This window comes from Microvirga arvi, assembly GCF_016892765.1.
GTDB lineage: Bacteria > Pseudomonadota > Alphaproteobacteria > Rhizobiales > Beijerinckiaceae > Microvirga > Microvirga arvi.
On sequence record NZ_JAFEMD010000009.1, the window covers coordinates 24,171 to 45,391 of the forward strand.

The 21,221-nt window shown below is 58.1% G+C and carries 20 protein-coding genes; 3 read left to right on the forward strand and 17 right to left on the reverse strand.

The features are described 5' to 3' along the window. Positions 1 to 2 precede the first annotated feature (2 nt). The 13 genes from ILT44_RS07535 to flgB form a co-directional block, all read right to left on the reverse strand. On the reverse strand, positions 3 to 1,202 hold the full coding sequence (locus ILT44_RS07535) for a MotB family protein (RefSeq protein WP_204238962.1): 1,200 nt from the start codon (positions 1,200 to 1,202) through the stop codon (positions 3 to 5). Next, a complete protein-coding gene (locus ILT44_RS07540) occupies positions 1,199 to 1,861 on the reverse strand; it encodes a hypothetical protein (protein ID WP_204238963.1) in 663 nt (220 codons plus the stop codon). The genes ILT44_RS07535 and ILT44_RS07540 overlap by 4 nt, the downstream gene beginning before the upstream one ends. Beyond that, positions 1,861 to 3,498, reverse strand: coding sequence for a flagellar basal-body MS-ring/collar protein FliF (gene fliF, locus ILT44_RS07545; RefSeq protein ID WP_204238964.1), 1,638 nt, complete (start codon positions 3,496 to 3,498; stop codon positions 1,861 to 1,863). The genes ILT44_RS07540 and fliF overlap by 1 nt, the downstream gene beginning before the upstream one ends. Positions 3,499 to 3,619: 121 nt before the next feature. Then, on the reverse strand, positions 3,620 to 4,357 hold the full coding sequence (gene fliP, locus ILT44_RS07550; RefSeq protein WP_204238965.1) for a flagellar type III secretion system pore protein FliP: 738 nt from the start codon (positions 4,355 to 4,357) through the stop codon (positions 3,620 to 3,622). Positions 4,358 to 4,414: 57 nt separating this feature from the next. Next, a complete protein-coding gene (locus ILT44_RS07555; RefSeq protein WP_204238966.1) occupies positions 4,415 to 4,924 on the reverse strand; it encodes a flagellar basal body-associated FliL family protein in 510 nt (169 codons plus the stop codon). A 23-nt stretch (positions 4,925 to 4,947) separates the two neighbouring features. Continuing rightward, entirely contained in the window at positions 4,948 to 5,646 is a 699-nt protein-coding gene (flgH, locus tag ILT44_RS07560; protein WP_204238967.1) for a flagellar basal body L-ring protein FlgH, read from the reverse strand. Continuing rightward, a complete protein-coding gene (locus tag ILT44_RS07565; RefSeq protein WP_204238968.1) occupies positions 5,643 to 6,143 on the reverse strand; it encodes a MotE family protein in 501 nt (166 codons plus the stop codon). Before ILT44_RS07565 ends, flgH begins: the two co-directional genes overlap by 4 nt. A gap of 8 nt (positions 6,144 to 6,151) precedes the next feature. Then, positions 6,152 to 7,249, reverse strand: coding sequence for a flagellar basal body P-ring protein FlgI (gene flgI / locus ILT44_RS07570; RefSeq protein WP_204238969.1), 1,098 nt, complete (start codon positions 7,247 to 7,249; stop codon positions 6,152 to 6,154). After that, the gene (gene flgA / locus ILT44_RS07575) at positions 7,249 to 7,713 is read right to left on the reverse strand and encodes a flagellar basal body P-ring formation chaperone FlgA (protein WP_204238970.1); all 465 of its coding nucleotides are present in this window, start codon (positions 7,711 to 7,713) and stop codon (positions 7,249 to 7,251) included. The genes flgI and flgA overlap by 1 nt, the downstream gene beginning before the upstream one ends. Positions 7,714 to 7,737: 24 nt before the next feature. Continuing rightward, positions 7,738 to 8,526, reverse strand: a complete 789-nt coding sequence (gene flgG / locus ILT44_RS07580; protein ID WP_204238971.1) for a flagellar basal-body rod protein FlgG — start codon at positions 8,524 to 8,526, stop codon at positions 7,738 to 7,740. A gap of 104 nt (positions 8,527 to 8,630) precedes the next feature. Next, on the reverse strand, positions 8,631 to 8,960 hold the full coding sequence (gene fliE, locus ILT44_RS07585; protein WP_204238972.1) for a flagellar hook-basal body complex protein FliE: 330 nt from the start codon (positions 8,958 to 8,960) through the stop codon (positions 8,631 to 8,633). A 1-nt stretch (position 8,961) separates the two neighbouring features. Further along, entirely contained in the window at positions 8,962 to 9,378 is a 417-nt protein-coding gene (gene flgC / locus ILT44_RS07590) for a flagellar basal body rod protein FlgC (RefSeq protein WP_204238973.1), read from the reverse strand. After that, complete coding sequence (gene flgB / locus ILT44_RS07595; protein WP_204238974.1) at positions 9,375 to 9,764, reverse strand: flagellar basal body rod protein FlgB; 390 nt, start codon at positions 9,762 to 9,764, stop codon at positions 9,375 to 9,377. Before flgB ends, flgC begins: the two co-directional genes overlap by 4 nt. A gap of 400 nt (positions 9,765 to 10,164) precedes the next feature. On the opposite strand from flgB, the gene ILT44_RS31690 reads away from it, so the two are divergent. The 3 genes from ILT44_RS31690 (at position 10,165) to ILT44_RS07610 (ending at position 16,414) form a co-directional block, all read left to right on the forward strand. Further along, positions 10,165 to 12,903: a PAS domain S-box protein gene (locus tag ILT44_RS31690; RefSeq protein WP_204238975.1), complete on the forward strand. Its 2,739-nt coding sequence runs from the start codon at positions 10,165 to 10,167 to the stop codon at positions 12,901 to 12,903. A 10-nt stretch (positions 12,904 to 12,913) separates the two neighbouring features. Then, a complete protein-coding gene (fixJ, locus tag ILT44_RS07605; RefSeq protein ID WP_307826367.1) occupies positions 12,914 to 13,489 on the forward strand; it encodes a response regulator FixJ in 576 nt (191 codons plus the stop codon). A gap of 165 nt (positions 13,490 to 13,654) precedes the next feature. Further along, positions 13,655 to 16,414: a heparinase II/III domain-containing protein gene (locus ILT44_RS07610; RefSeq protein ID WP_204238977.1), complete on the forward strand. Its 2,760-nt coding sequence runs from the start codon at positions 13,655 to 13,657 to the stop codon at positions 16,412 to 16,414. A gap of 93 nt (positions 16,415 to 16,507) precedes the next feature. Here ILT44_RS07610 and ILT44_RS07615 read toward each other — a convergent pair whose 3' ends face one another. Genes ILT44_RS07615 through ILT44_RS07630 form a run of 4 tightly spaced genes read right to left on the reverse strand, consistent with a single transcriptional unit; the run spans position 16,508 to position 20,959 of the window. After that, positions 16,508 to 17,209: a protein phosphatase CheZ gene (locus ILT44_RS07615; protein ID WP_204238978.1), complete on the reverse strand. Its 702-nt coding sequence runs from the start codon at positions 17,207 to 17,209 to the stop codon at positions 16,508 to 16,510. A gap of 20 nt (positions 17,210 to 17,229) precedes the next feature. Further along, positions 17,230 to 17,613: a response regulator gene (locus ILT44_RS07620; protein WP_307826360.1), complete on the reverse strand. Its 384-nt coding sequence runs from the start codon at positions 17,611 to 17,613 to the stop codon at positions 17,230 to 17,232. A gap of 53 nt (positions 17,614 to 17,666) precedes the next feature. Further along, on the reverse strand, positions 17,667 to 18,155 hold the full coding sequence (locus ILT44_RS07625) for a chemotaxis protein CheW (protein WP_204238979.1): 489 nt from the start codon (positions 18,153 to 18,155) through the stop codon (positions 17,667 to 17,669). Positions 18,156 to 18,157: 2 nt separating this feature from the next. After that, complete coding sequence (locus ILT44_RS07630; protein ID WP_204238980.1) at positions 18,158 to 20,959, reverse strand: hybrid sensor histidine kinase/response regulator; 2,802 nt, start codon at positions 20,957 to 20,959, stop codon at positions 18,158 to 18,160. Positions 20,960 to 21,221: the final 262 nt, after the last annotated feature.

Below are 21,221 nucleotides of genomic sequence, written 5' to 3' on the forward strand. Positions count from 1 at the left end.
CATTACTCCTGCAGAAGGATTTCGACCCGGCGGTTCTGGGCCGCATTGGGATCAGACGGCGTCTTGGGATCGCGGTCCGCATGACCTTCGACCCGCACGATCCTGCTCTCGTCCAATCCGCCTCGGACAAGCATATACAAGGCCATCTGAGCCCTGGCATGGGACAAGCGCCAGTTGTCGTAGTTGGCGGACTTGAAGGGGCGGGCATCGGTGTGGCCACGAATCACGATCTTGCCCGGACGCGCCTGCAGGATCTTTGCTATCTCAGCCATCGCTCGCACGACCTTGGCATGTGGCTCCGCCGAGCCTACGGCAAACATCGTGAAGTCGAAGTCGTCCGTGAGGCTGATCAGGGTTCCAGCACCGGTGCGCCGGACGTCGATATGCGGCTTTGGCGCGACATCCTTGCCAGGCTGGACTGCCTTGAGGATCTCGCTCTTCAGCTCAGCCGCCTTCAGATCGGCGGCATTTGCTTCGGAAGTACCCTGGCTTCCACTCGTCGCATTCTGTTCCGCGACCGGTCCGGGCGCAGCTTTCCCATCCTGGGACATGGCGCCCCTTCCAGGTGTTTTCTGCGCCGACGCAATAGCGTCGATTACAGCCTTGGACGGCGCAACTGGAGCCGTGCCGGGCTTCGACGGCGTATCGGTCTTCAGCTCCTCGACAGGTGCAACCTGCCAGTAAAGCGGGTCAAAGGGATCGCGGAAGGCCTCTCCAGCCTTTAGCCCCGGCACCTCGCTTTCACCGGGGGTGACATCGGCACCGAGCGTATCGTGCGGGGTCGCCTCAACCTCATCGGCAATCCTGGCGAGCACGGCATAAGGATCCTGGAACAGGGCTCCCTCCTTGAACCGGGGCTTCTGCAGCTGGTGGGATTTCCCGCCCGTTCCCTCGCCGCTTCCTTTTTCCTTGCCATCCTTCGTATTGTCCGTCTCGTTGTCGGGAGGAACATTCTGCGGGTCGTCGAGGCCTTTCTTGTTAGGCGTCGATTCGGCGAGCTTCACCGGGTTGAAGTAATTCGCGACGCCGCTCCGCGTCTCTTCGTCCGTCAGGCCGATGAGCCACATTACGAGAAAGAAGGCCATCATTGCGGTCATGAAGTCCGCATGCGCGATCTTCCACGCGCCGCCTTTCACGACATCCTCACCATCGTCACTTCTTCTGACGATGACGATCTCCTGCGCATCTGATTTCGTCTTCATGACTCAGCCTTCAAAGCCTGTTCCAGCCGCCCCGCCCAGAGACCGAGCTGCGTCTGCACGGTTGTGTCACGGACACAAATGCTCACCTCGACGTGATCTCCCGGGAGGAACTCTACGGCTCCTCCATGAACGCCAAGGGTTGCTCTCAAGGCCTGGATAAGGTCCTCAGGTCCGACGATCTTCATAGGGGTCGGCTCTTCTCCCAATAGAAGCGTCGCAATCGCCTCCCTGAACTCGGCGATGCTCTGCTGCCGGAAGGCCTCGGAAACGAAAGGCTTCAGAATGTTCGCAACCCGTTCGGAGAGGATGACCTCGATGCGTCCGATGCTTTCGACAAGCTGCGTCGAGAGCTGTTCAGCATGCTGCTCCACCCAGATCACGCGCTGCGCCCTGAGCTCGTCCTCATAGCGGGCCTTCTCGGCCGCGACCACTTCCTCGAGCTTCGTCTGAGCCGCTTCCCTCTCCTCGGCTCTGACCCTTGCCTCGACGGACTTGATGAGTTCAGCCTGACGGTCCACAGGCGGCGGAGATGGCGCCGGAGCAGAGGTCGGATCCGGCTGGGTTGTATTCCTGACGGCGCGCAGAATGCCGATCCCTAGAGTTTCACCCCCTGAAGACGGAGAGAAATCCTCCAGGAGGCTGGCGATCACGCCCGCCATCACGCGGCCTCCCGTCCGAGCCACTGCTTCAGAACCGCAGCAGCCTGCTCCTCGCTGAGTTCGATGATCTGCTCAAGTTTGCGCTGGGGTGTGCGAGGCATCTCGATGAGGTGCTGCTCCTCCTTCTCGAAGGCCGCCTGGAGAGCCTGCTTTCCAGCCTCCTGCTTCTCGATTTCCTCCTCGGCCGCAGCCAGGGCGGCAGCCTGCTCCCGCTGAAGCTCGAGCTCGACCTGATGACGTGCGATCAGCATTCTTACGGCGGGACGCAGGCCGAACCAGATCATCATCGCGCACAGGGCCAGGATGGTCAGGGCATTCACGACCGTCCCGAACTGGCGCATGAGGATTTCGGACAGGGGGGGGCTTGGCACGGGCTGCAGCATCCCACCATCGTCCACGAAGCTGACCGCCGCGACCTTGATCTGGTCGCCCCGTGATTTGCTGAAACCCGTGGCAGAGGAAACCAATTGCTCGATTTCGGCAATCTTCGCGTCCATCTGGGCCGAGGTGGCATTCTCTCCCAGCAGGGATGTAATGCGGGACTTGTTCACCAGCACGGCAACCGAAAGATTCTTGATCTGGTAGCCATCGCTGATTGTCTGGATCGTCTTCGACGAGATCTCGTAGTTCGTCAACTCCTCGCGACGCTGGTTGTCTTCGCTGGAGCTGTCGCCGGATTCCGCACGAACGTTATCGTCCGGCAGGTTCTGCTGAACGGTGGTCGGCTTCTGCCCGCTCTTGTTCTGGGCGACTTCCGTCTCCTTGATCGTACGCACCGAGCGCTCGACCTTTGATTCGGGGTTGTAGATCGTCTCGTTGGTGCTGACCTTGTCCGTGCTCAGGCGAGCGGCCACGCTGATCTCGAAATTGCCGGTTCCAAGATAGGGCGCCAGTGTGCGGCGTACATTGTCCTGGATCTCCAGCCCCACCGTCTTCTCGAGCCTCGCCATCTTCCCCGTCGATGCATTGGCAGCATCATCGCCGGACATCAGAAGAGTGCCGTCCGTATTCATGACAGTCACTTTGTCCACGGCCATGCCAGGGATCGCGGCCGCTACGAGGTGCCGGATCGCCTGCGCCGAGGAGGGATCATCAGCGGGCAGAGTACGGATGACGACGGAGGCCGAAGGCGCCTGCTGCTCACGGCGGAACGATCCGCGTTCAGGAAGGACAATATGAACGCGGGCAGCCTTGATACCCTTCATGCCCTGAATGGTGCGCGCCAGCTCGCCCTCGAGAGCACGCACCTTCGTGACCTCCTGCATGAAGGACGTGAGGCCCAGCGAACCCAGATCGTTGAAGAGCTCGTAACCAGACTTCGTGCTGTGCGGGAGGCCCTTCTCCGCCAGGAGCATCCTGGCCTGAGCCGTATTGCCATAGCTGACCAGGAGGGCGGTGCCGTCTGAACTCACATCGAAGGGAATACCAGCGTCATTGAGGACAACTCCCATCCGCCCGACATCCTCACGGTCCAGGCCGGTGTACAGGGTCTCCTGCGCCGGGCGGCTGAGGTAGTAGGCTCCGATACCGACAGACATGAAGACAGCGAGGCCGATGGCGGCCAGGGCCGCCAGGCGACGCGGGCCCAGCAGCAGCAAACTACTCCAGAGTCTTTCGGCGTGTTGACGACCAGGCATTGGGAATCTCGGTACTGATAAATGTTCTCGAGATTACTTTTGCGCCGCCAACCTTGTGCGAAGGTTGCTGCCTCTCAGAGTTTGCTCAAATCGTGCCCGTGAGGCTTGGTGCGAAGAGCGGTCAGAAGTAGGATCGCACCAGCCCGCTCACAAGGATGTTCCAGCCGTCGATCAGGACGAAGAAGAGAATCTTGAACGGGAGGGCGAGAACGGTCGGCGGCATCATCATCATACCCATGGACATCACCAGGGTCGCCACGATCATGTCGATGACCAAGAACGGAAGCGCGATCAGGAAGCCGATCTCGAATCCCCGCCTCAATTCGGAGATCATGAAGGCCGGAATCAGAATCCGCAGGTCGATCTTCTCGCCCTCGCTGGGTTTCGGGTAATTGACCGCGGCCAGATCGCTGAACATCTGGAGGTCCTTGGGCCTCACATGCGTCAACATGAAGTCGCGGAAGGGTTCCGTCGTCTTGGTGAAGGCCTCGGACTCGGAAATCCGGTTCTCCGTCAGCGGACGCACGCCGTCGTTCCAGGCCCGGTCGAAGGTGGGACCCATGACGAAGAAGGTCATGAACAGAGACAGGCTGATCAGGAAGAGATTAGCGGGCGTGCTCTGAAGGCCGAGCCCGGAACGCAGGAACGAGAACGCCACCACGAATCGGGTGAAGCTCGTCACCATGATCAGCAGTCCTGGTGCCAGGGAGAGCACCGTCAGGAGGACGACAAGCTGGATGATCCTTCCGCTGGCGGCGCCATCGCCCGAAGGGATCAGCGCCTGAAGATCGGCCAGCTGGGCATTGGCGCTCGAGGCCAGAAGAAAGAATGCGCCGGTGAGGATCAAGCGGAAGGGCATGGGCAAAGGACTTTCGGGAAAAGGAGCAGGCGATTCGAAAATGAGGCTACGCGCGATTTACTGAACGATAAGGGTTTCGAGGACCAGCTCCTGAACCACCCCTTTCGAGCGCAGTTTGACGCGCTCGTTGAGATCCTCTCTGAGGTGGAGAAGACCGCTTGGTCCCTGGATCTGGGCAAGCGACAAAGTCCGGAGGTAGGACAGAACGTCCTGCCGTATCTCTCCAGCCATGACGTCAGGATTTTCCCCATCGCCCAGCTTATGGACGATCGAGGCCTCGATCCTCACCCAGTCGTCGTTCGAGCCGGCGAGATTGGTGACGACCGGAGCAAGTTTCTTGATGCCGATATTGCCCGCGTACTGACTTGCGACCGCGGGTTGCTCAGGCAGAGCCTTGTATTTCTCCTCGACGCGCTTCTCGATTCCCGAGACCATGACGAATCCGAAACCGCCCCCGATCACGGCGGAGAGCAGGGTCAGAAGCCCGAGCGTCAGGAGCCATCTCAACGACCCCTCTCGGGCTGGAGCGCTCACGGTTGGAGCCGGAAGTTCCAGTGCCTTGGCCATGCTTGCTGCGTCCCCGTACCTGCCTAGAAGGGTGCCAAGACATCGTACAATTGCTGCCCGTAGGCGGGCTGCTGGACCTCCATGAGGCGCCCGCGGCCGCCATAGGAAACCCTCGCCTCGGCGATCTTGTCGTAGCTGATGGTGTTCTTCGGTGAGATGTCTCGGGGCCGCACGATGCCGGCGATGTTCAGCACGCGAAGCTCATAGTTCACGCGCACTTCCTGCGAGCCGCTGATGACAACGTTGCCGTTCGGCAGGACCTCGTTGACGACCGCCGCCACCGACAGGCGCAGCTTCTCCGAGCGGTCGATGGTTCCCTGCCCTGTGGAAGACGACGAGGAGTTGATGCCGGCATCGGCTGTCCCATCTGAATTCCAGCCTTTGAACGATAAGGCATAATCGAGTCCGGCCCTGATCGACGACTGCCGTGATCGATCGGAGGCATTGTCGAACTCGGCTTTGTCGTCAATCTGGATATTGACGGTCACGATGTCACCCACCTGACGGGCGCGCGGGCTTGTGAAAAGATCGGCGCTGGCATTGCTCCAGGTGGAGTTCGCAGCCGAGGAGCCGGTGCCTTTGAACAGATGCGGGAGCGGTTCGCGATCCACGGCAATACCCGACCCGATGGGAGTCATGACCGGCTCACGACCCAGCTCCTCCGGCCTTGTCGCGCAGGCCGCCAGGAAACATAGGCCGACGATGGCGATGAGATGCTTCAATTTTGTCTCCCGGAGTTCTTTTCACGCTTGGGAGCGTCGGTGATGACATTGGCCAGTTGAGCGGCCCGGGCCGGTTCCATTTCATTGAGAACCGCGCTGGCAGCGCGAGGATTGAGTTTCGCGACGACGGCTGCCGCAATCTCCTCATCCATGTTCATGAGCTGCAACGCGGCCGCATCCGGACGCATCCGCGAGTAGATCATGACGATCGTCTCATCGGCTTTTTCCAGGACCTCGTTGCGGCGCTTGAGCCATTCCTCATACTCGGCGCGCCTGGCCTCCAGAACCTTGATGCGGCCCTCGATTTCCTTTTCCATATCGGCAAGCGCCTGCTTCTGGAGAGCAAAGCGGGCATCCGAGGCAGCGTCGGCGATGTTCGCGCAGTATTGGCTGTTCTTGCTCTGAGCCGCAGGCTCCTGGGCCTGTGCGACCGCCTGAGACGCGACTCCAAGGAACAAAGCCGAGACTGCCGCTTGCCATGCCTTCTTGCGTGTCATGCGAAAGATCATTGGATCACCAACTCCGCTTGCAGGGCTCCGGCCGTCTTCACCGCCTGGAGGATGGCGATGACATCGGATGGCTTGAGGCCCATCTGGTTCAGGCCTTTGACGAGGGTCTGCAGATCCGAGCCCCTGACGATAGCGAGGGGCACGCGTTCTTCCGCCGCCGTGATCTGCGTGCGCGGCACCACCACAGTCTGCCCCATCGAGAAGGGGTCCGGCTGCGAGACCTCAGGCGCCTCGGTCACACGGATCGTGAGGGCCCCGTGAGTGATGGCCACGGTCGAGATCTGCACGTTCTTCCCGATGACGACCGTTCCGGTCCGCTGGTCGATGACGATACGAGCGGGCGTATCGGGCCTAATCTCGAGATCGCCGAGTTCGGCGATGAAGCGGGTCGCTGCGATGTTCTTCGGCTTCTGCAGCACGACGGTGCGGAAATCTCGCGGGGAAGCGACGCGGACGCCGAAACGCTGCTGGGCATACTGGTTGATCGCGTCGGTGATCAGGGTCGCTGTCTTGTAGTCCGGGTTCTTGAGCTCGAAGGCCAATCCGCCGACGGCGTCGAAGCCTCCCTGGACCTCACGCTCGATCAGAGCGCCGTTCGGAATACGCCCTGCGGTCGCAACGCCGGAGGTCAGAGTCTCTGCCTGACCCTGCGCAGAGAAGCCGGACACCACGATGGCGCCCTGAGCCACCGCATAGACCTGACCGTCGCCGCCCTGCAGAGCCGTCAGCATGAGAGTGCCGCCTTTCAGGGATGTCGCGTCACCCATGGAGGTGACGGTCACGTCGATGCGGGAGCCTGTTCCTACGAAAGGGGGCAGATCAGCTGTGACGATAACAGCGGCGACATTGCGGGTACGCAGGTTGATGTCACGGACGTTCACGCCCATGCGATCAAGCATGGACTGGAGGGATTGCTCCGTGAACTGGGAATTGCGGAGGGTATCGCCGGTTCCCTGCAGGCCCATGACGAGACCGTAGCCGATCAGCTGGTTGTCCCTGACGCCCTGAACCGAGGCCACGTCCTTGATGCGGGTGGCAGCCTGAGCATGCACCGAAAACAGAGCAGACAGGAGGAGCAGAATGACCCGGAGCATCAATAGAATCCAATCCGGATGCGGCCGTCGGCCTGAACCCGTCCGGTAATGATCCGGCCGCTATCGACATTCTTGACCTGGATCGTCTCACCCATGGTGCCGGATTGCAGAGGAATGCCAGTTCCCATGATCGACAGCCCACCCTCCTCGAAGACGATCTGAGCCTGGACGCCGCGCGTGACGAGCTTGGGGTCATCGACGGCGTTCATCGGGATCGGCTCACCGGGCAAAAGAGTCCGGCGCGCCATCTTTCCGGTCAGCACGCGAGGGGACTCCACGACTGCGGTACGGTAGCGGTAGTTCTCCGGAAACGCTCGATCCTTGAGCATGGACTCGTTGATCGTATCCCCCGGATAGATCGTGACGGACGGAACCGGGAGGATACGCTCCTCGGCTACAGCCATCTGCAGCGTTGTCACACTGAAGATGGCTGCGGCGAAAGCAAGCTGGAGGAAATGCTTCATGAGAGGATCACCCGGACTCCGCTTTTAGCGGATGCCTTTTGAGACGGTTCCGGCCATGTCGTCCGCTGCCTGGATGACTTTCGAGTTCATCTCGAAGGCGCGCTGAGCCGAAATCAGATTCGTGATTTCCTTGATGGGATCCACGTTCGATGCTTCGAGATATCCCTGATGGATCTTCCCGTAACCGGGGTCGGAAGGAATGCCCACCGCTGGCGCGCCCGATGCCAGAGTCTCGCGGTAGTAGTTACCGCCGATCGGCTCCAGGCCAGCATCGTTGGCGAAATTCGAAAGGGTCAGCTGGCCAAGGTTCTGGGGCTGGGCCTGTCCGTCAATCTTTGCGAAGACCTCGCCGGATTCATTGATCGTCACATCCAACGTGTTCGGCGGGATGATGATAGGCGGGTTGAGCGTATACCCGTCGAGGGTGACGAGCTGCCCGTCCCCGTTCTTGTTGAAGGATCCTGCGCGCGTGTAGACGATCTCACCGCTCGGCGCGTTCACCTGAAACCAGCCGCGCCCGTTCAGGGCGAGATCGAACTGGTTCGATGTGTTCGTCAGGGAACCCTGCCGGTGAAGATTGCGGATGGCCGCCGTGCGCACGCCCAGACCCAGCATGGCGCCCTCCGGAACCGGGCTGGAACCTGCCTGGTTGGGAATAGCCTGGGAGCGCTCGGTTTGATAGAGAAGGTCCGTGAACTCTGCCCGTGCTCCCTTGAAGGCGGTGGTGTTGACGTTCGAGATGTTATTGGCGATCACCTCGACATTCAGCTGCTGTGCATTCATTCCCGTTGCAGCAATCGCAAGCGCTCTCATTATCTTATCCCTTTCGAGCTGTTTCCACTTGCGTGAAATCATCTCTCTTCTTTGTTACGCCGCATCTTTTGACGACGAACCGGATCCACTTCGTCGAAAATGCTCTAGATCGCCATCCGCGCGATTTCCTGGTAGGCCGCAACCACCTTGTCGCGGATGGCGATCGCGGTCTGGAGTGTCTGTTCGGCGGACATCACAGCCTCAACGACCTGCTGCACCGAGGCTTTTCCCTGGATGCCTGCGATCGATGCGGCCTCGCCTGCCTTCAGCGTGTCGATGGATGATGTCGCCACCTGAGCCATCATGTCGCTGAAGCTCACCTGCGAGGCGCCAGCGGCTGCTCCTGCCGCCGGCTGCGCGCTGAAGGTCGGAATGGCCGTGACTGCCGCGGGGCTGTCAATCATTGAGGAGATGGAGGATACGGCACTGATCATATCAGCCTCTCATGAGATCGATTGTTGCGGAGATCATGGCTCGCGCCTGCTTCATCATCTGCAGATTGGCCTGATAGGAACGGTTGGCCTCCCGCATGTCGGCCATCTCGATCAACGTGTTCACGTTCGGCTTCTTGACCATGCCGTTCTCGTCAGCAGCCGGATTGCCAGGATCGTACTCGACCGGGAAAGGCGCCTCGTCCTGGCCGACGTCCTTGACCGACACCGAAGCCGCTCCAAGCGTCCGATCCAGTTCGGAGCGGAACGTGATCGTCTTGCGCGCATAGGGATCGGATCCCGGTGTGCGACCGGTCGATTGTGCGTTTGCGATGTTCTCCGACACGACCCGAAGGCGTGCCGATTGAGCCTCCAGTCCGGAGCTCGACAACTTGCTGGAGGCGATTAGGGGATCGATCATGGCGTAGTCCTCACGCTGGACATCAGCATTCTGTGAAATGACTTGACGATGCTCGTATTCAGCGAGTGCTGACGATTCACTTCGCCGGCCTTGATGAGTTCCTGCTCAAGGCTCACGGAGTTCTTTGAATAAACCGTATCCCAGCTCTCGGATTTCTTGACTTTCGTCGCTTCAGCGCGTGACGGAGAAAAGCCGATATGGCTATCGTTCGTCGCAGCCATCACCAACTTCGTCTTGTCCAGGATATCGGCGAACGGCTCGACATCCCGTGCCCGGAAGCCAGGAGTGTTGGCGTTAGCGACATTTCCGGAAATCGTTGCCTGGCGTGCGGCAAGCCATTGAGCCTGCCGTGATGCCAAATCAAACAGATAGACAGGTCCCGTCACAGGAATCTCCGAGCAAACATGGTAAAGAGGGGTTTAATCCTCCAACCTTGCACGAGGCTGACTTGGCTAGCCTTATAGGGTCTGCGATGGGAGAGACTGGCGACGGCCTCTCCGTTTAAATGTTGGGCTGGATGAGGCGGTGGCATCTGCCGGTCTGCATGGCGGCATGAAGCAACACTGTTGCCATACAATCAATGCGAAACTTAGTTTCCTTGTGTTGCTGAGCGCTACCATGCCGCAAGCGAATCAGTTGCTTTTCGGTTGTCTGTCTCCATGAAGTGTTTCGCATCGCCGGAGCTCTTCTGCTCCCGGACAGTCGGATGCACTCGTTCGATTTGCACGATCAATTGCCAATACGTTAAGAAACCTGCAAGCAACGCAGCGACTGGGTTGGGGGGTTATGACTCATACATCTGCGTTAAGAGATCAGTTCGACGGGCCGGCGGTTCGCGCGGGGCTTGATCCTGCGCATGTGCTCAATGCGGTCAGCGACTTTGCCGTGATCACTCTCGATCATGCAGGAAACATTATATCATGGAATGTAGGCGCCGAGCGCATCTATGGCTGGCAATCGGGTGAAGTTCTAAACCGCCACTTCTCGATGCTCTATTCCTCCGATGCGCAGCGCCGCGGAAGGCCCCTCCAGGATCTCAAGATCGCAGCCGATTCAGGACATTCCGCGGACCAAGTCCGTTGCAGGACAAGAGATGGAATTCACATCCTGTGTCGTGTGGCGATCGACGTGATCGCCACCGAAGCAGATGAGGATCCCAGCTTTGTTCTGACCGCCCGCGACATCAGTCGCTTCATGGCTGCAGAAGCTGCCTTGAAGACGCAGGAGGAGCGGTACCGCGCCCTCATCGAGGCGAGTTCAGCGATGGTCTGGCGCGCGGCTCCCAATGGCATGATCATCGAGGGGTCCCTGGGATGGGATACGGTCCCGGGTGCCTCCTCGGGAGGCGCCGCGGAATATGCTTGGTTGGATGCTGTCCACCCCGAGGACCGGGAACGCGTGACTGCAGCCTGGATGGAAACCCTGGCCTCTGAACAGACCAGGACCAACGAATATAGAGTTCTGGCACCGAACGGCGAATTTCGATGGGTTCTGACGAGAGCCGTTCCCCTCCGTGACGCAGATGGCGCAGTGCAGGAATGGGTGGGAACCGTTACGGACATCCATGAACAGAAGTCAGCGGCCGAGCGGCTCCGCCAAAGCGAAGAGCAGTACCGTGCTCTGATCGAGGCCAGTTCCGCCATTGTCTGGCGTGCGGGGACGGATGGGGCCATCACCAAAGTCTGGGGCTGGGAAGCCTTCAGCGGGCAGACCAAGGAGGGTTATACGGGCTACGGCTTCCTGAATGCCGTCCACCCTTATGACCGGGATAAACTTCTCGGCCAGTGGCAGTCGGTCCGTGATTCGGAGGAGCCGGGCACGTTCGAGTACCGGGTCCGTCGCTTGGACGGCAAATACCGCTGGATGCTGGCCCGGGCAGTCCCCCTCCTCAACGAGGATGGCAAGATCCAGGAATGGGTGGGAACAGTCACGGATATCCATGATCAACGCCAAGCCGAGATGAAATTGCGCAGCAGCGAAGAAAGGCTGCGCCTGGCCATCGAGACGACGGCACTCGGCATCTGGGATCAAGACCTTGTCACCAGCCGACGGCAGTGGATGCCCGAAGCCCGGCAGATCCTGGGTCTGACGCCGGATGTCACTATCACGCGTGACGTTATCCTCAACTGCGTTCATCCCGATGATCGTGAGCGCATGGAGAATACCTTCTACGACGACGAGCCGGGTAGCGAGCTGACCTATAGCGGCAGCTTCCGCGTCGTTCGCGCCGATACGGGGGAGGAGCGCTGGGTCACAGCCATCGGTCGCACCCTGGTCGATGAGGACGGGCGGCCGGTCCGCAAGATTGGGACGGTTCAAGATATTACAGAGCGTAAGTTGGCAGAGAATGCTCTACGGTCAAGTGAGGAGCGCCTGCGCACAAGCGAAGCCCATCTCAGATCCATCCTTGAGACGGTTCCCGATGCCATGGTCGTTGCAGATGAGAGCGGCATCATCCGCTCCTTCAGCGCCACAGCCGTAAACATGTTCGGCTACCAGCCCGAGGAGGTTATCGGCACGAACGTCAAGTTCCTGATGCCCTTGCCTTACCGCGAGCAGCATGACGGTTATATCCGTCGCTACCGCGAGACCGGGGAGCAGCGCATCATCGGGAGCGGGCGCGTGGCCGTTGCTCAACGGAAGGATGGCTCGACCTTTCCCATGGAAGTTCAAGTCGGCGAGATGCAAACGGGAGGGGAGCGTTTCTTCACGGCCTTCATCCGCGATCTGACGGAGCGCCAACGGACCGAGACGCGAATGCAGGAGTTGCAATCCGAGCTTGCCTACATGTCTCGCTTCACAGCTCTCGGAGAGATGGGTTCAACACTGGCCCATGAAATCAACCAGCCGCTCACGGCCATCACCAGCTACTTGAAGGGATGCGGTCTCATCCTTAGCAATGTCGAAGGTGAGAAAATCTCCCTTGTCCGCCATGCTGTGAATGAAGCCGCCGAGGAAGCGTTACGCGCCGGAGAAGTGATCAGGCAATTGCGGGAATTTGTGGCTCGGGGAGGAAGCGAGCATCAGATTGAGGGACTTCAACGGCTTGTCGAGGAGGCGAGTGCCCTGGCTTTGGTGGGAGCCAAGGAAAAAGACGTGAAGGTCGAATATGATTTTCCGTCGGAGAGTCCCCTGGTCTTCGTCAACCGCATCCAGATCCAGCAGGTTCTGCTCAACCTGATCCGCAACGCATTCGAGGCGATGCAGGATACAGATCGCCGCGATTTGGCGATCAAGGCTCAGCTTCTCCCGTCTGTGGCTATGGTTCAGGTCAGCGTCCAGGATACGGGACCTGGGATCGCACCCGAGGTCTTGAAGAACCTTTTCAAGCCATTTACCACCACGAAAAGGAGCGGTATGGGCGTTGGCCTCTCGATCAGCCGGACGATTGTGGAGTCCCACGGCGGCAAGATCTGGGCTGAGTCCATTCCCGGTATAGGCACCACCTTCCACTTCACTTTGAGAACCGTCGACAAGGAGGATATGGCCAGTGTCGAACACGCCGATCGTGTATGTGGTGGATGATGACGTCGGAGTGCGAAAAGCTCTCTCCTTCTTGCTGGTATCGGCTGGCCTGAACGTTCGGCTCCATGAATCAGCCAAGGCGTTTCTTGACGAGGTCAGCGACCCCGGAAGATGCTGCATCGTTACAGATGTGCGCATGCCTGGCATCGACGGGCTGGAGTTCATTCGACGTCTCAACATGCGGGGGCTAAATGTTCCTGTCATTGTCATGACAGGTCATGCCGACATTCCCCTCGCCGTGGAAGCCATGAAGGCCGGCGCCATCGACTTTCTCGAAAAGCCGTTCCGGGAAGATCGCTTTCTGGAAGTCGTCCGCTTCGCTCTTGTCTGCGACGAGAAAAGCGTTCGCAAGAACCAGGAACTCCTCCGGACCCAGGCGCGCCTGCAATCTTTATCGCAAAGGGAGCGCCAGGTTCTCGAGGGCTTGGTCGCAGGCAAAGCCAACAAGATGATCGCCCACGAGCTGAACATTAGCATTCGGACTGTCGAAATTCACCGTTCGAACGTGATGGCGAAGATGGAGGCGAAGAGCCTGTCAGAACTGATCCGAATGGCTTTGTTCCTGGAGGTCGCAACAGGAAGCTAGACCACCTGCGCGTCGAAGAGACATGGCAAGATTGGTCAAACTTACAAAACGCGGCAGGCGGTTTCTCCTTCTCAGCGTATCCAGCCGCGGCATCTGGTCCTGCTCACTCTGCTATGGCAGATACATCCTCGACCAAGAATCCAAACAGAGAACTCTGGTGCCCCAATGGCCGATGTCAGACAGATCCTACCAACGGCTCCAGAGCGTGACACTGAATTAGGCCAGGAAGAGTCCGGCAGGAAACGTCAGCACATCGTTTCCAATCAGAACCGCTGGTCACGGACCGTTCTTGAATTCAGGGACCTAGCCGCAAATAGTTGGTGCGAGCTGAACTTTCAGATCTCCTGGCATCCCGAGGAAAAGAGCCGGACGGCTCACGACTTCGCCATGGTCGGTGTAAACTTCCTGACCGAGGACGGATCGAGCATCGACTTCGCACATGTTCCGGGTTTGACCAGAGCCCAACTCGATCCCCACAGCTGCAATGTCGCAGGGCCGAGCTACTACGAGCGGGGCAGTGACGACATGCATACGGGGAAGGTCCATATCACTTTCCTCATTCCTTCTCCGGCCAAACATGCCACTGTTACGTTTCGCAGCTGGCGCAACTCCCATCCCTTTACGGTGATCGATCCCAAACTCTCGCAGATCATTCATGCTGCCGGCAGCGAGGTTCACAAGAACACTGCTCCGGATCCATCGGATTCGACGATCAGTGATCCGCGCCGCTCATGGTTTCGCCTGAGCACTGAGCCAGTGTGGTTCCGCTATGGTGTCGTGCCCATCCAAACGCTGTTTATTCGGGGGCAATTGGTCAGCGAGATTGCAAAAAGCGACGGCGCTTTAGCGCGTGTCATTTTTCGCAACAGACACGGGGAAATTATTGCACCGCCCAATGACCTACCGGTATCCCCCGTCGTTGGAGCTTACATCGACATTCCTGTTCATCGCCAGACGAGGCGCTTCACGATTGAACTGACTCCACCTGACCAGACTGTAGCGGTTGACCTCGGTTTCCAAGTCTGGCGGGATGATTCTGAGATCAGCCTTGTCGCGCCGCTTGAGACGTCCCTTGGCGACAACCTTCAGCTGGAGAGCATTCTGTCCGATGAACCTACCGATGCACCTGCCTTCGTAAAGGAAGTCTACAGGAGACTGCAGGCGGAATCGAAACCTGCGCATAAATTCACGGATACCAGTCTTATTGACGAACTGATCGATCGCCCGACGCTCCTGGCGGCTCCAACGATACACGAGAAGCTGCTTGCAGTTCAGCAAAGCCCGCTCGCAGCTTTCGTCCAGGGACAGCTGACACTCGGCAACTTTGAAGCTTGGTCCCTGCCTCAAACCCCAGACTGGACTGAAGATCCGTATCAGTCACCGGCATGGCGGCTGGAATATCAGTCTCTGTCCTGGCTGCTGGATCTCACGAAAGATCATAATCCAGGAGCAATTCAGAAGGCTCTCGACCTTGCCGTGTCTTGGTCTCTTGCCAATGCTTGGGGGCAACCAAGAGATCCGCTCAGCGCTTACCCTGCGTCAGTGGCTACACGCACGGATGTTCTTCTTCGACTGCTTGCGGCCACATCCTCCACGAAGAAGCGGCATCTCGAGAAAACCCGGATCATTGCTGCGGAGATCATCCGACATGGATTTGCCCTGTCCGAGATCCTCGGGCAGAACATCTTTCTGCAATCCGTTCTTCAGATCCGCATAGCCTGTGCGCTGTTTGCCATCTCGAACGGACTTCCAGATTTTCCTCTTTCCACCTACTGGCGATCCATAGCTCTAAACCAGCTGCGCATCGGCTTCGATCAGCTTCTAGGTTCTGATGGATCATCGAGTGAACAATCCCAGTATTATCGCCTAGAGTTGATCTCCCTGGGCATGATTCTGAGGCAGCAACTGCAGGAGCTCCCAGAGTGCGAGGAGTTCAGGCATCGACTCGGCAATCGTCTGAAGGACAACCTCAAGATAGCCGTTGCGGCAACCGATCCTGCTGGCATGCTCCCCCCGTTTGGAGACACTCCGCACAACCACCACCATGCATCCTGGTTGCGTCGCCTCATCTCCGAGTATGGAAGGCATCTCTTATCGGATCCGGAGCTCTCCAGAGAATTGTCATATCCATTGGGTCCCAAGGCTCTTATCTCGAATCCTGCAGGTTTGCTTTCCTTTCGATATTACCTGCAGAAGCCCAATTGGAGCTATTTCTGTGCCACCATTCACGAGCAGCGCCATGAGAATGGACATAGCGACTGTACGTCGTTCGTTTACACAGCTCGCGGGGTGAGGTGGATAACCGATTCTGGAGGGTCCGGACCTCATGAGGCCGGCCCTGCACGTCAGTATCTGCTTTCCTCAAGAGCGCATAATGTGGCCATCCCGGACACACGCGAGCAATCTGCGGGCCTCGGATGGATTGAGGCAAGTATCTCGCTCGATGAAGCACATGCCGTTCGCATAAGAACGAATGTGCATGGCCCTACATATGATCACGCTCGTACTGTCTTATGTTTGGACAACTTGGATGCTGTTGCGGTCTTCGACAGCTTCGAGTCATCTCAGGAAGCCGTCAGCTTTGAAGCCTTTCTTCACTTCGAAGAAAACATTGCCGTCGCGCTTGCCACAGCGAATCTCGCGATCGCCTTCCACAAGAAGGACCGGCTGCGGATCATTCCTCATCCTGTGGTAGGGCAATTTACCGGCTTGGGGATTAAAAATGGCCATGTCGGGAGAGCCGGAGCCCTGCAGGGCCATCTCTCCAGCCGCACCGGCGGGTTGCGTCCGGCAAACACCCTGCACTATGGCTTCGCCGGTTCATCCAAGGTGTGCGGCGGGGTCATTCTCACGATCAATGAAGCGGGCCTGCGAAGAATACTAGATCTAGTCTCCACTCAGCCACTGCAGGACTTGCTTAGGTAAGTTCTCTGATCAAACGGGTTTCGAGTGAAAAAGCCCAGCCGGTCTAAGGCTGACTCCAGATGATCTGGTAACTTCGGCGAGTTAAACGCAACCTTAGTTAAACAGGGCGTCGATGTCGTCTTGAGATGTCACGCCGGTATCCGACACTAGGGCAGGCCCATTAAGGAGTGCTTTGTCCCCCTGACGCTTCGGATCGTCGATCGTCTTGACATCCTTGAAGCTTTCCATACCACCCCAGATATCCATCATATGATGAACACGTTCCTCGACGAACTTCATTGCATTCACGACCTTGCTGATACGCTGGCCGGTAATGTCTTGAAAATTGCAGGCTTCAAAGATGCTAATCACGTTATCGAGAATCTCACGAGAGATATCCTGGTCTCCGCCGGACAGCCGGGACGACAGGTTGCTGGAGAGTTCATCGATCCGCTCAGCAGCCGCCAGAATAGAGTTCGTGGCCGTCTCGGTCCCAGTCACGATGGCTCCGAGTTCATCCGTGACCCGAGTGATTTCTTTTCCCTGAGCACCAGCATATCGAAGCGTCGCAATCTCCCTCTTCGTACGCTCGATTGCCTCATAAATGGAATCGAGCTCTGCTTTCAGGCGAAGCGCTTCCTGCATGTCGCGTCTATGCTCTTCAAGCAGGGAGGTCGATATCTCCTTTGCAGGAACGATCGACTCCCTGATCGTTGCCAGCATGCTCATGATTTCAGAATGACGCTCGAAAACTCCTTCGTCTTGCGAGATGCCACCGAGACTCGCCTCAATACGATAGCTCTTTTTCGGGTTCATGATTGTCGCTCTTGGCATACTTAGACGCCGAATACAGTACTGATCTTCGACCGGAGGGTTTCGGCATTGAAAGGCTTGACAATGTAGTTGTTGACACCAGCTTTCTTCGCCGCGACGACGTTTTCTGTCTTTGCCTCGGCGGTGACCATGATGAACGGCAAGGAGCTCAGTTCCGCGTCAGAGCGCACCTGCTGAAGCAATTCATAGCCGGTCATGGGCGCCATGTTCCAATCGGAGATCACGAGCCCATACTTCTTGGCCTTCAGCTTCTCAAAAGCCGCCTGGCCGTCGGAAGCGTCATCTACGTCGTTGAAGCCGATCTGTTTGAGAAGGTTCCGAAGAATTCTGACCATCGTCTGATAGTCGTCTACGACGAGGACGGGTGTGGAAAGATCGAGACTCACGACAAGGCATCCTAAATAGTTACAATAGACATGTTGCGTTGAGCGGAAAAGCCTTACGCAGCTTCCCGCTCCGTTTCGAATGCGAGAACCGCGTCGACATCGAGCACGATCAGCAATTGATTCCGAAGCTGATGAACGCCCTGTGAAAGCCCGACCCAACCGCGATCCATATGTACTGGGTTCGGCTGCATCTCGTCAGGGTCCAGCTTCAGGACCTCACCCACGTCGTCCACGAGAAGACCGTACGCCTCTCCCTGGTTCTCGAGTCCGACAGCCATGCGGCGACTTCCCTCGTAGATGTCGTTCAGTCCGAGACGCCGACGTAGCGAAACCGCTGTTACAACTCTTCCACGGAGGTTCAAGAGGCCTGCGATCTCCCCAGGTGCAAGCGGGACAGTCGTCATTTCGCTCACGACGAAGACATCATGCACTCGGCTTATGGGAAGGCCAAGCAGCTGCCCGGCTACGGTAACCGTTACGAACTCCATCTGCTTCGAAGTGATTTTCGCGGTTTCAGAAGATAGTGAATCGATCAATTTCATGATTAGGCAGCCTCTTCGAGAGATCCGTTGAGCTCTGCTAGAGCGGAGAGAAGACCTCTGCGATCGATCTTTGAGACGATCTCGGAGATGTGCAGCTTCCTCGCTAGAGCAATCTGCTGAGGATCAGGCTTTACGGTCATACCAATGACAGGCGTCTGGCTGTGTTGCGGATCAGCCCGCAAGGAGGCAACCAAGGCAAAACCCGAATGCCCTGAAAGCTCGAGATCCGTCACGATCACGTCGACGTTCAGCCCGTTAGATAGCAGCCGAACCGCTTCCTGGGCTGTAGACGCGGTCTGGATGCGATAGCCCGATGCCCTTAGTACCGGCACCAGCATATCCCTGAAGAACGTCGAGCTATCGACGAGGAGCAGCGACTTCTCTGCTTCGCCTTTCCGGTCCTTGCGAGACCACGTTTCAAGAACCAGCGGCAAGTAATGCGCCACATTGACAATCTCAGTCGTGCGTCCCCGGACTACCGCCGAACCGACAAGATCGGAGCGCTCCGCAAAGAGTTCGATATCGAGCTTGTCCTCGACGATATCGACAATCTCCGCGACGGCTAGTCCCATCGATACCTCTCCGTCCGAGAATACCAGAAGAGACTGCATTCCCTGACGTTTGATGCCGAGATCTTCATCGCACGAAACGAGTGGCATCAACCGGCCACGATATTGAACAACCGGGCGACCACTCGACCATTCTATCGATGAAGCTTCGATTTCCTCGAGGCGTGTTACCAGAGACAGCGGGACGGCTTTCAAGCTCTCTCCGCTGCCACGGAAGACTAGCAGACTCGTCATCTCGTCCGCAGCAACAACAGCCTGCTCGTGGGTTGCATCGCTCTGGAATTCATTCCGGTCAGATTCCGAACCCACCATGCGGGCAAGCCCATTGGGATCGATGATCAAGACAACCGCGCCGTCACCGAGGATCGTATTGCCTGAGAAAAGCTGGATATGCCTCAGCTTGGAGGACATCGGCTTCACGACGATTTCCTCCGTGTGGAACACGCCATCGACGAGGATGCCGAAACGCTGTTGCGCGACCTGCGTCACAACGACGAAGCCATGATCGGCATCCTCATTGCCGGACAGACCCATGACCTTCGACAATGGCACGATTGGCAGCAGACGGTCACGCAGGCGCAGGATCGGGGTTCCATTGATGCGTTCGATGGAGTGCTCCGATGACGGGGACACACGCACGAGTTCAGACACGGCGACCTGCGGGATGGCGAAGCGCTGATCCTTGGAGGACACGATCAGCGCGGCCACAATCGCGAGGGTCAGTGGGATCTTGATCGTGAACGTGGTGCCACGTCCCTGCTCGGAGCGAATATCGACCGTTCCACCGATCAACTCAATATTCGTCTTGACCACATCCATGCCGACGCCACGGCCTGATACCGATGTGACCTTCGCGGCTGTCGAGAACCCCGGATGGAAGATGAACTTCGCCACTTGAGCATCGCTCATTCGCTCCAGTTCGGCGTCGTTCGCGATCCCACGTTCGGCGGCTTTCTTTCTGATGGCGGCGAAGTTCAACCCCTTGCCGTCATCGGAAATCTCGATCGTGATCGAGCCACCCTCATGATAGGCATTGAGACGGATCGTTCCCTTCTCCGACTTTCCCGCTGTCTTGCGCTCAGCAGGGCTCTCGATGCCGTGATCCGCCGAGTTGCGAACCATATGGGTGAGCGGATCCTTGATGACCTCGAGAACCTGACGATCAAGTTCGGTATCGGCGCCTTGCATCACGAGCTCGATCTTCTTCGAAAGCTCGTTCGCAAGATCGCGCACGACACGAGGCAGCTTCTGCCAGGCATTTCCGATCGGCTGCATCCGGGTCTTCATCACCCCGTCCTGCAGCTCGGCCGTCACCTGCGACAGGCGCTGCAGAGGTACCTTGTAGCCATGGTCCTCGGAGCTTCGGCGGGCAATTTCGAGAAGTTGATTTCGGGTGAGAACCAGCTCGGACACCATCGTCATGAGGTGCTCGAGAGTATCCACGTTAACGCGGATGGTCTGAACTTTCCCGGCGATGCCCTCGCCGCCCTCGCTACCTTCCGAAACCTCCGTGCTCTTCTTTGAAACTGCGGGAGTTACAGAGGAGATTATGGGGTCTGCACTCGAAGACTTCGCAGCGGGTTTGTCAATAACCAGAGGTGCCGGGCCTGGTGCTTCCCGGAATGCGCGCTCGAGATCGTCCAGTGAAACCTCGCCAGGCTTCAGAGGGCGCTCGAGGACTTGGTATGTCAGTGTCCCGCTGGTTGTCGACTTTTCGGGGCCAGGAGCCTCCTGGAATGCACGCTCCAGCTCATCGAGCGAAACCTCGCCGGGCTTCAACTCCCGCTCAAGCGCCTGATAAAATGTCCCGTTTCCTTTTTGAACAGGCTCCGGGGATGGCACACCCACCGGGGCCGGAGGCTCATGAGAAGCCATTCTGTCCAGCATCTCAATCAGATCGCTGTCCGATCCCTCGGGTTCTGCCCCTTGGCGCTCCAATTCTCCGAGGATTTCCTTGATGCGATCAAGAGTGCTGAGTATCAGCGATACAGCTGGCGTCGTGACCGGCATCCCGTCACGGAACTTGCCCATCAGCGTTTCCGCTGCATGGGCCAGCGCTTCAAGCCGGGGCAGCCCCAGGAACCCGCACGTTCCCTTAATGGTATGAACCAAGCGGAAGATATTGCTGAGGATTGCTTCGTTGTTAGGATCCTGCTCGAAACGGACCATCTCCACGTCGACCGTTTCGAGATGCTCGTTGGTCTCTGTAAGAAACTCAAGAAGAAGGTCGTCCATTGCCGTGTCTCAACTCTTACTATTTGAACTGAAAGCCACCGATCGTCTGGCGTTTCAGAATGGAGAATCGTACGGCCTTCACGCCGGCAATAAAGCACTGGACCTCATGTCCATGCCTGGAAGCTGAAGGATAGACCTCGGCCCTGTACTCAGGAGCCGAGAAGTAACCGCCCCCACTTCCCTATGCCGTCACCGGCAAATATTTGTTCTTCACAACCCTGCTGCAGCACACTCCGCCTGCCGCGTCAGCTTCGATGATATA